Genomic DNA, 14,813 nt, shown 5'->3' with positions numbered 1-14,813 from the left:
CCTGTCCGCTCAGAGGTAGCCGGCCACGCGCAGGCGCTCGAAGGCATCCTCGGATTCATGGTCCATGGCGCGACCCGCGCGCTCGGATGTGCGCGAGGTTTCAAGCTCGGCAATCACTTCGGCCACGGTCGAGGCATTGCTCTCGATCGGGCTGGTAATGTCCTGATCGCCCAGCGAGCGGTAGCGCTTGCCCTCTTTGGAGAAATACAGGTCCACCAGCGGAATGCCCTCACGCTCGATATAGCGCCAGATATCGATCTCGCGCCAGGACAGCAGGGGGTGAACACGCACATGTACGCCCGCCTCATGCGGGGTGGCGTACTGGTCCCAGAATTCGGGGGGCTGGTTGCGCACATCCCATTTGTGACCCGAGCCACGCGGGCTGAACACGCGCTCCTTGGCACGGGTGGCCTGCTCATCACGCCGGATGCCCGCGATCACGCCTGCCAGCTTGTATTTGTCGATCATCGCGGCAAGCCCTGCGGTCTTGCGCGCGGCGGAACGGGCTGCAGGCGGCAGGGTGGGGTCGATTTCCTCAACCGGCGGGCAGTCGCCCAGCAGCAGTTCGAGGTTCCACTTCTTGGTGTATTCATCGCGGAATTTATACATTTCCGGGAATTTCTTGCCGGTATCGACATGCATGACCGGAAACGGCACGCGCCCGAGGAAGGCCTTGCGCGCCAGCCAGAGCATGACGTTTGAATCCTTGCCCAGCGACCACAGCATCGCCAGTGGCTTCAGCTTGCGATAGGCTTCGCGCAGAATGAAGATGCTCTGGGCCTCGAGTTGGTCGAGATCGTCCATGGAATTACAGACCTTCCGTAACAGGAAAGAAAACGGGAGAAACCGGCAACCCCGGCGCGGGGGAAGCGGAAAAGGGAATCATGTGCCCTGCCGGGCCGGCTTGCGCATGTGTATGCCGCATTCGGTCTTGGCCTTGCCTGCCCAGCGGCCCGCGCGCGGGTCGGCACCCTCGGTCACGGGCCGCGTGCACGGCGCGCACCCGATGGAAGGATAGCCGCGCAGCGTAAGCGGGTGGCGCGGCAGATGCCGGCGCGTTATCTCGGCATCCAGCTCGCGCGGCGTCCAGGCAATGAGCGGGTTGAGCTTGATCTTGCCGCCCGGCGCGTCCTCGATCACGGGCAGACCCTGCCGGGTGGCCGCCTGCGTGCGCTTGCGGCCCGTAATCCAAGCATCGAACGGGATCATGGCCTCATCAAGCGGCTCGACCTTGCGCAGGGCGCAGCAGGCATCGGGGTCGAAGGCCCAGAGTTCCGCCGTGGGGTCGCGCTTTTCAAGAGCAGTGGGGTTGGGGTGCAGGTCGCGCACGTCGCTCAGCCCCAGAACACGAGCGAGTTCCTCGCGGTAGGCCAGTGTCTCGGGGAAGTGTTGCCCCGTTTCAAGGAACAGGACCGGGACGGCGGGATCGATTTCAGCCGCAAGGGCCAGCATGACAGCGGATTCCGCCCCGAAGGACGACACCAGCGCGATCCGGCCGCGCAGCCGCGTCAGGGCGACACGCAGCACGTCGGATGCGTTTTCACCCGCCTGCTTCAGTTCAGCCACAATATCCGCATCGATACGCATAATGTTCCCCGCACCCGATTACACTAGGTCATAGCGTTCTTTTCACGCCACACCTACTCTTGGCGGAGTGTAAAATCAAGGGAAAGGCATAATTTATACATATTCTGGTGCGTATTTCATATATGTCCCCCGGCATGGCAGCACCGGGGGCGTGGCACCGCAGCTAACGGCTCATGAGCACCACGATATCACTGTTTTCAAGCATGTGGCGCGTCACACCGCCAAGGATCATCTGCCGCAGGCGGGAGTGGGAATACGCTCCCATCACCAGCATATCGGCATTGAAATCATGGGCGGTTGCGAGCATTTCCTCGCCTACGGGGCGTGTATCACTCCCGAATTCGTGAATATTGGCCTCGATGCCATGCAGCGAAAGGAAAGAGCGTACATGCCGCGCCTCCGGCCCTGGCCGCTGGTAGGCTGGGCTGTAGAGGATGCACACCGCTTCCGCCCGGCGCAGCAGGGGCAGGGCGTGATGGATGGCCGATGCGGCCTCCGATGTGCCATTCCAGCCGATGCAGATGCGTCGGCCAATGGTGGGGGGCGCTATGGGCGGGGCGATAATGACCCCGCGCCCGCTTTCAAACAGGATGGCGTGCAGTGTTTCGGATGAGGAAACATCGCCTTCCGGGTTGGGCTGGCGCAGCACCACGATATCGGACAGCCGCGCCTGAAACGACACCACGCTGCGCGTATGCCCGCTATGGGCAATGAAACTGGCTGAAAGCGCATGCATGTTGCCCGGCGAAAGGGGAGAATCCACCGCCACGACGGGAATGTTCTCACGGCGCGTGAAGGCATCGAACAGGCCGCGCACCTCATGGAGGCGTTCAGAACTTTCCTTCAGTGCGGTGGAAATCATGTCCTGCACCATCACGCCGGACATGCCTTCACCTACTAGGGGGCCGACTTCCTGCATGTCGGTGCCGACATGCAGCACGGCAAGATGCGCATCGAACATGCGCGCGATCGCGCCGCCTACATGCAGCGCACTCTGCGCGTGGCTTGCACCACCAAGCGGCAGCAATATCCTGCGCACACACATCTAATGAGCCTCCTGATCCGTTCGTGGGAACCTGTATGAGCAGTTCTGCCGGCACCCGTCACTGGGTAAAACGGATCAGGCAGCGTTAAGTTCTGCTCTCAGGGATAAAGGCGCTCGGTTCGCCACCCGCCCGGCGCGCGCTCCCACACGGCGCGGTCATGCAGACGGTAGGGACGGTCCTGCCAGAATTCGAAGTGCTGCGGCACGAGGCGGAAGCCGCTCCAGTTGGCAGGACGGGGAATGATCGCTTCAGGGTCCGGATAGCGGGCCTCAAGGTCCGCCACCGCTTTTTCAAACACGGCGCGGTCGGCTAGTGGGTGTGACTGGTTGGAGGCAATCGCACCGAGCCGCGAGATGCGGCTGCGGCTGGCAAAATAGGCATCGGCCTCGGCGGGGGTGACGGGTTCGACCGGTCCCTCGATGCGGATCTGGCGGCGGATGCTCTTCCAGTGAAAAAGCAGGGCGGCGTGCGGGTTGGCCTTCAGCTCGGCTGCCTTGCGGCTGTTGAGATTGGTGTAGAACACGAAGCCCCGCCGGTCGGCGCCCTTGAGCAGGATCATCCGCACCGAGGGGCGGCCTTCCGCTGTCGCGGTGGCCAGCGCCATGGCGTTGGGGTCGTTGGGTTCATGGGCCTTGGCATCCGCCATCCAGGTCGTGAACAGGTCAAACGGGTCGGCAGCAAGATCGAGGAGGGGTGAGGTCATGGGCTCCGGGTTCCGCAGGGCGTTTCGCGTGCGCCGCCCGGCTGGGCCGCGGGATGCGAAACATATGGAAACATAAGGTAAGTTACCGTGTGACAAATATTAGCTACAATTACAGCATTCGGCATCTTGTCCGAAACGGCAGCTTGTGCAACCACGAGGCCGAAAATTTCATCCGTCATTTACCAGTTTAAGGATAGCAGCATGTCAGACGGCGCGCCCAAAATCGCCATCAAGGGTTCATTGATGAAAGGCAAGCGGGGCCTTGTCATGGGTGTTGCGAATGACCGCTCCATTGCCTGGGGCATCGCGCGCGCCGTGGCCGAGCAGGGGGGTGAACTGGCCTTTACCTATCAGGGCGAGGCGCTGGGCAAGCGCGTGCGCCCGCTGGCCGAGACCGTGGGCTCGACAATGGTGCTGCCGTGCGACGTGACCGATGACGCCGCGATGGATGCAACCTTTGCCGCCATCGAGAAGGAATGGGGCAAGATCGACTTCCTGGTCCACGCCATTGGCTGGGCGGACAAGCAGTTCCTGCGCGGGCGCTATGTCGATACCCCGCGTGACGCCTTCCTCAAGGCGATGGACATCTCATGCTATTCCTTTACCGCTGTCGCCCGCAGGGCTGCCGCCATCATGAACCCGAATGGCTCGCTGCTCACGCTTACCTATCTGGGTGCCGAGCGCGTGATGCCGCATTACAACGTGATGGGTGTGGCTAAGGCGGCACTCGAAGCTTCGGTGCGCTACATGGCGGTTGACCTCGGCAGCGATGGCATCCGCGTCAACGGCATCTCGGCTGGCCCGGTCATGACACTGGCCGCCAATGGTATTGGCGATTTCCGCTATATCCTGAAGTGGAACCAGTACAACTCCCCGCTCGAGCGCAACGTGTCGCTTGAGGAAGTGGGCGGGGCAGGGCTTTACATGCTGTCCGACCTGTCGGGTGGTGTGACGGGCGAAATCCATCATGTTGATTCCGGCTACCACATTGTCGGCATGAAGAACCCCACCGCGCCGGACATTACGGTCGCGGGTAACTGATCGCGGGAAGTCTGCCCTCATGTCGTACAACACCTTCGGCCACATGTTTCGCGTCACCACCTGGGGGGAAAGCCATGGCCCCGCCATTGGCTGCGTGATTGATGGCTGCCCGCCGCGCATCCCGCTGGATGCGAGCGATATCCAGCCCTGGCTGGACCGCCGCAGGCCGGGGCAGTCAAAATTCACCACACAGCGCCAGGAGGCCGATCAGGTCGAGATCCTGTCCGGCGTGTTCGAGGGGCAGACAACCGGTACGCCCATCTCGCTGCTGATCCGCAATACCGACCAGCGCTCGCGTGATTATGGCGATATCGCCACCCGCTACCGCCCCGGCCATGCCGATGTGGCGTATGACACCAAATACGGCATCCGCGACTATCGTGGCGGTGGCCGCTCCTCCGCGCGTGAGACAGCCATGCGGGTAGCGGCCGGTGCCGTGGCGCGCAAGGTGCTTGGCACAGGTGTGCGCATTCGCGGCGCCATGGTGCAGGTCGGTCCGCACGGTATCGACCGCGCGCGGCTGGACTGGGATCTGGTAAACACCAACCCGCTCTTCTGCCCCGATGCGCAGGCGCTACCGGTGTGGGAAGAGTATCTGGCGGATATCCGCAGGAAGGGCTCGTCCATCGGCGCGGTGATCGAGGTGGTGGCCGAGGGCGTGCCTGCGGGTCTCGGCGCGCCGATCTATGGCAAGCTTGATTCAGACCTTGCCATGGCGCTCATGAGCATCAATGCCGTCAAGGGGGTGGAAATTGGCGAAGGCTTTGCCGCAGCCAGCCTCACGGGCGAGGAAAATGCCGACCCCATGCGCATGGAAGGCGACCAGCTCCGTTTTGCCTCCAACCATGCAGGCGGGGTGCTCGGCGGCATTTCAACCGGGCAGCCGCTGGTGGCCCGGTTTGCGGTCAAGCCCACGAGTTCGATTCTGACACCCGTTCCCTCTGTCACGCGGGAAGGGGAGAATGTGGACGTGATGACAAAAGGGCGACACGACCCCTGCGTTGGCATCCGCGCCGTACCGGTGGGCGAGGCAATGATGGCCTGCGTGCTGGCCGATCACCTGCTGCGCCACCGGGGGCAGGTGGGAAGCTAGGCTTCCTACCCGGGCGGATCAGCCTTTCAGCTTCGCATCCAGCGTAATGGTCGCGTTGAACAGCTTGGAGACCGGGCAGCCCGCTTTTGCCTTCTCGGCCAGTTCCTTGAACTGTTCCTCGGTGGCATCCGGAATCTCGGCTTCCAGCGTCAGTTTGGCATGGGTGATGGCGAAGCCTTCGCCCTGCTTGTCGAGCAGGATCTCGGATTTTGCATCGAGCGACCTGGCTGTAAGCCCCGCGCCACCCAGAATGCCCGACAGTGCCATGGCGAAGCAGGCCGCGTGGGCTGCACCAAGCAGTTCCTCGGGGTTGGTGCCGGGCTTGTCCTCGAAGCGGGTGTTGAAGCCGTAGGGCTGGCTCTTGAGCACGCCGCTCTGGGTTGAGATTTCGCCCTTGCCGTCCTTCAGGCCGCCTGACCAGTGAGCCGTCGCAAATTTCGTGATCGCCATTGCGGTTCAGTCCTTTATGCAGTTGCGGTACGGGCGCATCCGGCACCCGGGGGTGACGGTTATCCCTAGCACTGGGCAACAGGGCTATGCCTCCAAAGTTGCATCACGATGCATTCGTCGCCGGTTGGGTCTTGCAATATGCGCTCAAAACGGCCATATCCCGCCACGGTCCCACGTTGGGGCCAATTCGCACGTGAAGCCAAGACCTCTGGTGTCCTTGCAATACAGGGCGTGCTTCACGGAGGATAAACCAGACATAAGGATTTAGCCGACATGGCGATGCCTGAATTCACCATGCGCCAGCTGCTCGAAGCCGGCGTGCACTTCGGTCACCACACCCGCCGCTGGAACCCGCGCATGGCGCCGTACCTGTTCGGCGTGCGCAACCAGGTCCACATCATCGACCTGCAGCAGACCGTTCCCATGCTGGACCGTGCGCTCAAGGCGATCCGTGACACCGTGGCCGGTGGTGGCCGCGTGCTGTTTGTGGGCACCAAGCGCGCCGCTGCCGATCAGGTGGCCGAAGCCGCCAAGCGTTGCGGCCAGTATTACGTCAACCACCGCTGGCTCGGCGGCATGCTGACGAACTGGAAGACCATCACCGGTTCGATCAAGCGCCTGCGCGGCATTGACGAGATGCTGGAAAACGGCACCCAGGGCCTGACCAAGAAGGAAGTCCTGGACATCACCCGCGACCGCGAGAAGCTTGAGCGTTCGCTCGGCGGCATCAAGGAAATGGGCGGCCTGCCGGACATCCTGTTCGTGATCGACACGAACAAGGAAAAGCTGGCGGTTGAAGAAGCCAACAAGCTGGGCATTCCGGTCGTGGCCGTGCTGGACAGCAACTCCGACCCGCGTGGCGTGACCTTCCCAATTCCGGGCAATGACGACGCCATCCGCGCCATCGCCCTGTATTGCGAGCTGGTTTCGTCCGCCGTGCTCGATGGCATCTCCGCCGAGCTGGGCGCTTCGGGCGAGGACTTCGGTGCATCCGAGGAACTGCCGGTTGACCCCGCCGTGGAAACGGCCGTGACGGAAGCCGCCGCTAGCGCGGAATGAAAACGGGCGTCGGCGCGGCCCTGGCCCGCCGGCGCAACTGACACAGCAAGGACACGCCCCGCCCGCTTGCGGGGCGTGCGCCTGTCGTGATGGAGTATCAGCATAATGGCGCAAATTACCGCAGCGCTCGTCAAGGAACTTCGCGAGAAGACCGGCGCGGGCATGATGGACTGCAAGAAGGCCCTCAACGAAGCCGAAGGCGACATCGAGGGCGCGATCGACTGGCTGCGCAAGAAGGGCCTTTCGGCTGCTGCCAAGAAGTCAGGCCGCGTTACGGCTGAAGGCCTGGTTGGCGTGGCGCAGACCGATCTGAAGGCCGCCATGGTCGAGATCAACGCCGAGACCGACTTCGTTGCCCGCAACGAGCATTTCCAGAACTTCGTGTCCGAAGTGGCGCATGCCGCCCTGAGCGTGGGCGACGATCTGGAAAAGCTCAAGGGCGCCGTGCTGAAAAGCGGTCGCACCGTGGCCGATGAACTGACGCACCTGATCGCCACCATTGGCGAGAACATGTCCATCCGCCGCGCGCGCGTGCTGAGCGTGCCCTCGGGCGTGGTCGCCACCTACGTGCATGGCGCGGTCAACCCCGGCCTGGGCAAGATTGGCGTTCTGGCCGCTGTTGAGGCGCCGAGTGCCAGCGAAGCGCTGGAAGACCTCGGCCGTCGCATCGGCATGCATGTTGCCGCCACCCGTCCGGCGGCACTTGATGTTGACAGCGTTGACCCGCAGTCGCTCGAGCGTGAGCGCGCGGTGCTGGTGGAGCAGGCCAAGGCTTCGGGCAAGCCCGATGCCATCATCGAGAAGATGGTCGAAGGCCGTATCCGCAAGTTCTACGAAGAAGTGGTGCTGCTCGAGCAGGTCTGGGTGCATGATGGCGAGAGCCGCGTGCGCAAGATCGTTGAGAAGGCAGGCGCCAAGTTGAAGGGCTTCGAGCGCTTCCAGCTCGGCGAAGGCATCGAGAAGGAAGAAAACGACTTTGCCGCTGAAGTGGCGAAGGCTGCCGGCAACTGATCAGTTGCCGGTTTCCGGTTTTCTTTTAACAAGGGCGGGGGCTTCCTGATGGAATGGGAGGCACCCGCCCTTGTGCTTTCTGCCGCACCTTATGGCGAGGGCAGCGCCATCGTGCATGTACTCACAAGCGAGCACGGCCTCTATCACGGCCTGGCACGTGGCGGTTCATCAAGCCGGGGGCGTGCGGTCTGGCAGACCGGCAACCTGTTACGCGCGCGCTGGGTGGCGCGGCTGTCCGAGCAGTTGGGCAATATTTCGGCCGAGGTGGTGCATGCCTCGGCTGCGCGCATCCTTGATGACCCGCTGCCGCTGGCCATGCTGGCCTCGCTCTGCGCGCTGGCCGATGGCTGCCTGCCCGAGCGCGAGCCGCATCCCGCCATTTTTCAGGGTCTGGCCAGCCTGCTGGCGCGGATCAGCCTCGACCCACAATGGGCAGTGGCCGAGGCCATGCCCGAAATCGTGCGCTGGGAACTGATGCTGCTCTCTGATCTTGGCTTCGGCCTTGATCTGGGTCGCTGCGCCCTTGGTGGCCCTGCTGATGACCTGCGCTGGGTCTCGCCCCGCACGGGGCGCGCCGTATCGGACGCGCGGGCAGGGGAATGGCGCCAGCGCCTGCTGCCACTGCCCGGTTTCGTGCTGCATCCTGATGAAACTGGCACCCCGCAGGACTGGTATGACGGCCTGCGCCTGACCGGGCATTTCCTGCAACGCGATGCGTTTGGCCAGCGCCATCGCCCGGTACCTGAGGCCCGCTTCAGGCTGCTCGACCTGATCGCGCGCGCGGCCGATATCACGCCGCCAGATACGCCCGCGGATGAAACGCAGACCCCGCCGGGCTGATACACCATTGGACAAACCGTAAAGTTTCGCTATCTGTTCACCTGCGGGAGGAAGATTGCATGTCTGTGGACCCAACAGTCGGCCATATTGAAGATACCAAGCTGGCCGATGCGCTGAGCCAGCGCTATCTGGCCTATGCCATGTCGACCATCATGTCGCGCTCGCTGCCCGATGTGCGTGACGGGCTGAAGCCCGTGCACCGGCGCATGATCTATGCCATGCAGCAGCTCAAGCTGGACCCTACGGCGGGGTTCAAGAAATGCGCCCGCGTGGTGGGTGACGTGATCGGTAAATACCACCCGCATGGCGATGCCTCGGTCTATGAGGCGCTGGTACGGCTGGCGCAGGATTTTGCCGTGCGCTACCCGCTGGTGGAAGGGCAGGGTAATTTCGGCTCGATCGACGGCGATAACGCCGCCGCCATGCGATACACCGAATCCCGCCTCACCGCCGTGGCCAAGGCCCTGCTTGAAGGCATTGACGAGGACAGTGTCGATTTCCGTCCCACCTACGATGGCGAGGAGCAGGAGCCGGTTGTGCTGCCTGCCGCTTTCCCCAATCTGCTGGCCAACGGGGCGGCAGGCATTGCCGTGGGCATGGCAACCTCCATTCCACCGCATAACGTGGGCGAGATCTGTTCAGCAGCCCTTGCGCTGATCCGCAAGCCATCCACCACCACGCTCGATCTGCTCGAACACATGCCCGGACCGGACTTTCCCACCGGTGGCGCCATTGTTGAGGATCGTGACGCCATCGCCCGCGCGTATGAGACGGGGCGCGGCTCCTTCCGCATCCGCTCGAAGTGGGAGGTGGAGCAGGGCCGGTTCGGCACGTGGCAGATCGTAGTGACCGAAATCCCGTATCAGGTGCAGAAATCGCGCCTGATCGAGCAGGTGGCTGATCTGATGGAGCAGAAAAAGCTCCCGCTTCTGGCTGATATCCGCGATGAAAGCACGACCGATATCCGCCTGGTGCTTGAGCCCAAGTCACGCGGTATCGAAGCTGCCGTGCTGATGGAAACGCTGTTCCGCGCCACCCAGCTTGAAAGCCGCTTTGGCCTGAACATGAACGTGCTTGGCGCCGATCAGGTACCCGGCGTGCGCAGCCTGAAAGAGGTGCTGCAGGCCTGGCTCGACCACCGCCACGACGTGCTGCTGCGCCGCAGCACCAACCGGCTGCAGGCGGTCAACCGGCGGCTTGAAATTCTTGATGGCTTCCTTGCAGTCTACCTCAATCTTGATGAGGTCATCCGCATCGTGCGCGAGGAGGACGATGCGAAGGCGGCGCTGATGGCAACCTTCAGCCTGACCGAACTGCAGGCGGATTCCGTGCTCAACATGCGCCTGCGCAGCCTGCGCCGGCTGGAGGAAATGGAAATCCGCGCCGAGCACGCCAAGCTGAGCGCGGAAAAGCAGTCCCTGCAGGACCTGCTGGGCCAGGAAGGGCTGCGCTGGAAGCGCATCGCGGCTGAAATCAAAGAAATCCAGAAGAACTTTGGCAGTGGGGCGCTTGGCGCACGGCGCAGCACGCTGGCCGAACCGCCGCCCGAGATCGATGTGGAAGCGGCGCTACCGGTCGAGCGCGACCCGCTGACGGTCATCCTGTCGCAGAAAGGCTGGATCCGCACCGTGCGCGGCCACGGACAGGACCCGCAGGGCCTCAAGTTCAAGGAAGGCGACGGGCCGGGCATGGCGGTGGAATGCCACAGCAACGACCGGCTGTGCGTATTCGCCACCGATGGCCGCGCCTTTACGCTGCGCGTGGCCGACCTGCCGCGTGGGCGGGGTGATGGCCAGCCGCTGCGCCTGCTGATCGACCTGTCGAATGATGAGGACATCATCACGATGTTCCCGGTGGATGACAGCAGCAAACGTCTGCTGGCCTCAAGTGCCGGGCGCGGGCTGGTGGTGGCTGAATCGGCCATGACGGCGGAAAAGCGCACCGGCAAGCAGATCCTGAACCTCAAGGAAAATGAAAGCGCGCTGGTCTGCGCACCCGCAGGCGGCGATCATGTGCTGGTGCTGGGACAGAACAGGCGCATGCTCGTCTTCCCGCTCGATCAGTTGCCGGAAATGACGCGTGGCCTTGGCGTGATCTTGCAGAAATACAAGGAAGGCGGCCTGCGCGATGCGATGGTGTTCACCGCGGCAACCGGCCTGCCATGGCCCGACCCCAACCGCACCCGTTCCTTTGCCGATGTGAAGGACTATCTAGGCAAGCGCGCCGATACCGGCAAACCGGCCCCCACCTGGGCCACCCGCAAGCCAAAGGGCTGAAAAGAAAAACGTTTTTGGTGAAGCTTTTTTCAAAAAGCTTCAGGGTAACGCCGCCTTTTTGAACAGAAGGCGGCGTTCAAAAACTTTTACTTTTTATCAATATCCGGTTGCGGCGGGTGAAACAGGTCATCCGGCAGGAAGGCACTGTCCTGCGGCTGCCCGGCATCAGGCTGGCTCAGGTCAAGGTCATGCCACACGCCGCGCGTCATGATCTGGGCAGGGCGGAAACGGGCCTTGTAGGCCATCTTGTGGCTCTCGCTGATCCAGTAGCCCAGATACAGATAGGGCAGGCCGAGCGTGCGGGTATATTCGATCAGGTGCAGCACCGCGAACGTGCCCAGCGAATGCGACGGCATATCGGGATCAAAAAAATCATAAACGGCGGACAGCCCGTCATCAAGCTGGTCAACGAGCGCCACGCAGACCAGACGGCCCGCCGCGTCGCGGAACTCGATCATGAAGGTCTCGACCGTCGTATCCTCGATCATGGCGCGGTAATCGGGGAAGGTCATGGAGGCCATGTCGCCCCCGTCATGCCGGGTGGCCTGATAGGCGCTGAACAGGTTGAACTGCTCGGGCGTTGCATGGGGCGGCACGCGCGCGCTGCGTAGCCCGCTATTGCGCCCGAGCACGCGTCGCTGCGTGCGGCTGGGCGCAAAGCGGGCAACCGGCACGCGTATGGGCGTGCAGGCGGTGCAGTTGGCGCAGACCGGAGCATAGGCAATGGTGTGGCTGCGCCTGAACCCCGCGCGTGACAGGCGGTTATGGAACGGCACGGCCTCGGGGCCGCCAATTTCGGTCACGACCTTGCGCTCCATGCGCCCCGGCAGGTAGGGGCAGGGCATGGGGGCGGTGGTATAGAACAGCTGTGGATGCCGTGGCGATGTGTAGGTCATGCGCTCTCCACCTGCCGGAAAACGGAAAAAAGACAGCCTCGCAAACCGGAAAGACAGACTGCCCGTATGCTTATACGGTTATCATATCTTCCCGGTTGCAGGCATCAACTATCCGGCGGTGGCTGAAGGGCGCTTTCCGGCCGGATCAGGCGCGCAGCAGGCGGGCCGCGTCGAGCGCGAAATAGGTCAGCACGCCGTTGGCGCCCGCACGGCGGAAGGCCATCAGGCTTTCCAGTATCACGCGGTCACGGTCGAGCCAGCCATTCTGTATGGCGGCCATCAGCATCGCGTATTCGCCCGATACCTGATAGGCGAAGGTCGGCACCGCGAATTCCCGCCGCACGCGTTCGATCACGTCCAGATACGGCATGCCGGGCTTGACCATCACCATGTCGGCCCCTTCGCGCAGGTCCTGCGCCACTTCGCGCAGGGCTTCATCGCTGTTGGCGGGGTCCATCTGGTAGGTTTTCTTGTCACCCGTCAGCAGCCCGCCCGAGCCCAGCGCATCACGGAAGGGGCCGTAGAAGGCGCTGGCATACTTGGCGGCGTAGGACATGATGCGGGTATTGACCAGGCCGCTGCCGTCAAGGGCGGTGCGGATGGAGCCGATGCGCCCGTCCATCATGTCGGACGGGGCGATGATATCGATGCCCGCCGCAGCCTGATTGACCGCCTGAGTGACCAGAATCTCGACCGAGGGATCATTGACCACGTAGCCATCCTCGATCAGCCCGTCATGGCCGTGGCTGGTATAGGGGTCGAGGGCCACATCGCCGATCAGCCCGATTTCGGGGAATTCCTTTTTGAGCAGGCGGGCGGCGCGGCACATCAGGTTGTCGGGGTTGGTGGCCTCGGTCCCGGCTTCGTCACGCAGGCTCGTCGGCGTGATCGGAAACAGGGCGAGGGCAGGGATGTCGAGTTTTGCCGCAGGCTCCACATGGGCGGCGAGCTTATCGAGGCTGACACGCTGCACGCCGGGCATGGAGACCACGTCCGTTACGGAATTGGTGCCCTCGGTCACGAAGATCGGCCAGATCAGGTTATCGGTCGAAAGCGTGTTTTCAGTAACGAGGCGCCGGGTGAACCGGTCGTGCCGGTTACGCCGCAGCCTTACATGGGGAAACTGACCGATGCTCATCCAATCCAACTCCAGTGAGGTAAGAGGATGCTGACTATGATCCGCCAGCCGCGCCCTGCCAAATGATGATGCGGTAACACTTACTCCCGGTCCTGCATGGCAGGCATGTTCTGGCCCAGCCTGCTGTGCCGCATGCCATACAGGCCGTACACCACCAGCCCGATGGCCAGCCACACCACCAGCCGCAGCCAGGTCAGCCCATCGAGCGAGACCATGACCGCCAGACAACTGGCAATGCCCGCAACGGGCACGATCATGCCGCCGGGCACGCGGAACACGCGCGGGCGGTCGGCTTCACGCACGCGCAGCACCATAACCCCCACACACACGATGACAAAGGCCAGCAGCGTGCCGATCGAGGTCATGTTGGCCAACTGCGTAATGGGCAGGAAGGCGGCCATGATTCCGGTCACCACCATGAAGAACAGATGGCAGGCCACAGGCGTGCCCCAGCGCGCATGCGTGCGGCCAAACATGGGCGGCAGCAGCCCGTCGCGCGACATGGCGAAGAACACCCGGCTCTGCCCCAGCAGCATGAGCAGCATGACCGACAGGAACCCGCAGATCACCCCCACCTTGACCGCCGCCTTGAGCCAGCCGAAGGGGGTCTGGTCGATGGCGGTGGCCACCGGGGCCGCGTCACCTGCAAGATCGCGGTAATTGACCAGCCCCGTGAGCACGAACGAGAAGCTGATATAGACCAGCGTGCAGATGGCCAGCGTGCCCATGAGCCCGATGGGCATGGCCCGGCCGGGATTGCGGGTTTCCTGCGCTACGGTGGAGATTGCGTCAAACCCCAGATAGGCGAAAAACACCAGCCCCGCCGCCCGCATGATGCCCGACAGACCATAATGCCCGAATTCACCCGTGTTGGGGGGAATGAAGGGCGCGTAGTTCGCGGTTTTGATATAGGGCAGGCCAAAACCGATCACGGCGGCGATGATAACCAGCTTGACCACCACGATCACGCCGTTCAGCCGCGCGGATTCGGAAATGCCGCGCATGAGCAGGGCGGAGAGCGCGAAAATAATGAACACGGCAGGCAGGTTGGCCAGACCATGCACGGGCTGGCCATGCATCATGCCCACCACCTCAAACGGCGAGGCCATGAAGCGGGGATCGATATGGATGCCCCACCCTTCCAGCAGCGAGCGCATGTAACGCGCCCAGCTGACCGATACCGCAGAGGCGCCGACCGTATATTCCAGCACCAGATCCCAGCCAATGATCCACCCCGCCAGTTCACCGAGTGCCGCATAGGCATAGACATAGGCACTCCCTGCCGAGGGGATCATGCCCGCGAGCTCGCCGTAGCACAGCCCGGCAAAGGCGCAGGCAATGGCCGCCACCGCGAATGACACGATCACCGCAGGCCCGGCATTGTTGCCCGCGGCAATGCCGGTCAGCGAGAACAGGCCCGCCCCGATGGTGCCGCCCACGCCCAGGGTCAGCAGGCTGCCAATCCCCAATACGCGTTTCAGCCCCGCATCACGTGCCGGGGCACCAACGGGCAGCCTGCGCAGCAGCGCGCGCCTTATGTCCGTGCTCATGAGACCACGCCTGCCATGCCGCAGGTGGGTGCATAGGGGGGAACAACAGTCAAATCAGCCTCTCCCGGTCATTTTGGCGTTGTCTAAACGCCACGATATGGCGCACATAGCAGGCCTGTCCCC

Annotated in this window: 14 protein-coding genes; 6 read left to right on the top strand and 8 right to left on the bottom strand. The window is 63.2% G+C overall.

What is annotated here, in order from left to right:
• Positions 1 to 9 precede the first annotated feature (9 nt).
• The 4 genes from cysD to pdxH all read right to left on the bottom strand — a co-directional run bounded on the left by cysD (position 10) and on the right by pdxH (position 3,336).
• A complete protein-coding gene (gene cysD, locus FMA36_RS12945; RefSeq protein WP_061271758.1) occupies positions 10 to 804 on the bottom strand; it encodes a sulfate adenylyltransferase subunit CysD in 795 nt (264 codons plus the stop codon).
• Positions 805 to 882: 78 nt separating this feature from the next.
• Complete coding sequence (locus FMA36_RS12940; protein WP_159262767.1) at positions 883 to 1,587, bottom strand: phosphoadenylyl-sulfate reductase; 705 nt, start codon at positions 1,585 to 1,587, stop codon at positions 883 to 885.
• Positions 1,588 to 1,750: 163 nt separating this feature from the next.
• Positions 1,751 to 2,632 (bottom strand): universal stress protein, encoded by an 882-nt coding sequence (locus FMA36_RS12935; RefSeq protein WP_159262766.1) that lies wholly within the window; start codon positions 2,630 to 2,632, stop codon positions 1,751 to 1,753.
• 98 nt (positions 2,633 to 2,730) lie between these two features.
• Positions 2,731 to 3,336, bottom strand: a complete 606-nt coding sequence (pdxH, locus tag FMA36_RS12930) for a pyridoxamine 5'-phosphate oxidase (protein WP_159262765.1) — start codon at positions 3,334 to 3,336, stop codon at positions 2,731 to 2,733.
• Between the two features lie 201 nt (positions 3,337 to 3,537).
• Between pdxH and fabI the strand changes: the two genes are divergently transcribed.
• Both fabI and aroC read left to right on the top strand, forming a co-directional pair.
• Positions 3,538 to 4,377: an enoyl-ACP reductase FabI gene (gene fabI / locus FMA36_RS12925; protein WP_159262764.1), complete on the top strand. Its 840-nt coding sequence runs from the start codon at positions 3,538 to 3,540 to the stop codon at positions 4,375 to 4,377.
• A gap of 19 nt (positions 4,378 to 4,396) precedes the next feature.
• Positions 4,397 to 5,470, top strand: a complete 1,074-nt coding sequence (aroC, locus tag FMA36_RS12920; RefSeq protein WP_159262763.1) for a chorismate synthase — start codon at positions 4,397 to 4,399, stop codon at positions 5,468 to 5,470.
• An 18-nt stretch (positions 5,471 to 5,488) separates the two neighbouring features.
• Here the strand turns inward: aroC and FMA36_RS12915 are convergent, their stop codons facing one another.
• Positions 5,489 to 5,920: an OsmC family protein gene (locus tag FMA36_RS12915; RefSeq protein WP_159262762.1), complete on the bottom strand. Its 432-nt coding sequence runs from the start codon at positions 5,918 to 5,920 to the stop codon at positions 5,489 to 5,491.
• 273 nt (positions 5,921 to 6,193) lie between these two features.
• Here FMA36_RS12915 and rpsB point away from each other — a divergent pair, with 273 nt between their 5' ends.
• The 4 genes from rpsB (at position 6,194) to parC (ending at position 11,106) form a co-directional block, all read left to right on the top strand.
• Positions 6,194 to 6,979 (top strand): 30S ribosomal protein S2, encoded by a 786-nt coding sequence (rpsB, locus tag FMA36_RS12910; RefSeq protein WP_061271752.1) that lies wholly within the window; start codon positions 6,194 to 6,196, stop codon positions 6,977 to 6,979.
• Positions 6,980 to 7,084: 105 nt separating this feature from the next.
• On the top strand, positions 7,085 to 7,990 hold the full coding sequence (tsf, locus tag FMA36_RS12905) for a translation elongation factor Ts (protein WP_159262761.1): 906 nt from the start codon (positions 7,085 to 7,087) through the stop codon (positions 7,988 to 7,990).
• A gap of 48 nt (positions 7,991 to 8,038) precedes the next feature.
• Positions 8,039 to 8,830, top strand: a complete 792-nt coding sequence (recO, locus tag FMA36_RS12900) for a DNA repair protein RecO (RefSeq protein ID WP_159262760.1) — start codon at positions 8,039 to 8,041, stop codon at positions 8,828 to 8,830.
• Between the two features lie 59 nt (positions 8,831 to 8,889).
• Positions 8,890 to 11,106: a DNA topoisomerase IV subunit A gene (gene parC / locus FMA36_RS12895; protein ID WP_159262759.1), complete on the top strand. Its 2,217-nt coding sequence runs from the start codon at positions 8,890 to 8,892 to the stop codon at positions 11,104 to 11,106.
• 86 nt (positions 11,107 to 11,192) lie between these two features.
• Here the strand turns inward: parC and FMA36_RS12890 are convergent, their stop codons facing one another.
• From FMA36_RS12890 to FMA36_RS12880, 3 genes are all read right to left on the bottom strand, one after another.
• Positions 11,193 to 12,002 carry an arginyltransferase gene (locus FMA36_RS12890; RefSeq protein WP_159262758.1) on the bottom strand — a complete coding sequence of 270 codons (810 nt, stop codon included), beginning with the start codon at positions 12,000 to 12,002 and terminating at the stop codon, positions 11,193 to 11,195.
• Positions 12,003 to 12,147: 145 nt separating this feature from the next.
• Positions 12,148 to 13,140 carry a porphobilinogen synthase gene (gene hemB / locus FMA36_RS12885; RefSeq protein ID WP_159262757.1) on the bottom strand — a complete coding sequence of 331 codons (993 nt, stop codon included), beginning with the start codon at positions 13,138 to 13,140 and terminating at the stop codon, positions 12,148 to 12,150.
• Between the two features lie 80 nt (positions 13,141 to 13,220).
• Positions 13,221 to 14,690, bottom strand: a complete 1,470-nt coding sequence (locus FMA36_RS12880) for an amino acid permease (RefSeq protein ID WP_167518033.1) — start codon at positions 14,688 to 14,690, stop codon at positions 13,221 to 13,223.
• Positions 14,691 to 14,813: the final 123 nt, after the last annotated feature.

It is taken from the genome of Komagataeibacter xylinus, assembly GCF_009834365.1.
In the GTDB taxonomy this organism is placed as follows: Bacteria; Pseudomonadota; Alphaproteobacteria; order Acetobacterales; family Acetobacteraceae; genus Komagataeibacter; species Komagataeibacter xylinus_D.
The sequence above is the reverse complement of the archived record's forward strand: the minus strand, read 5'-3'. Positions and strand labels throughout refer to the sequence as shown.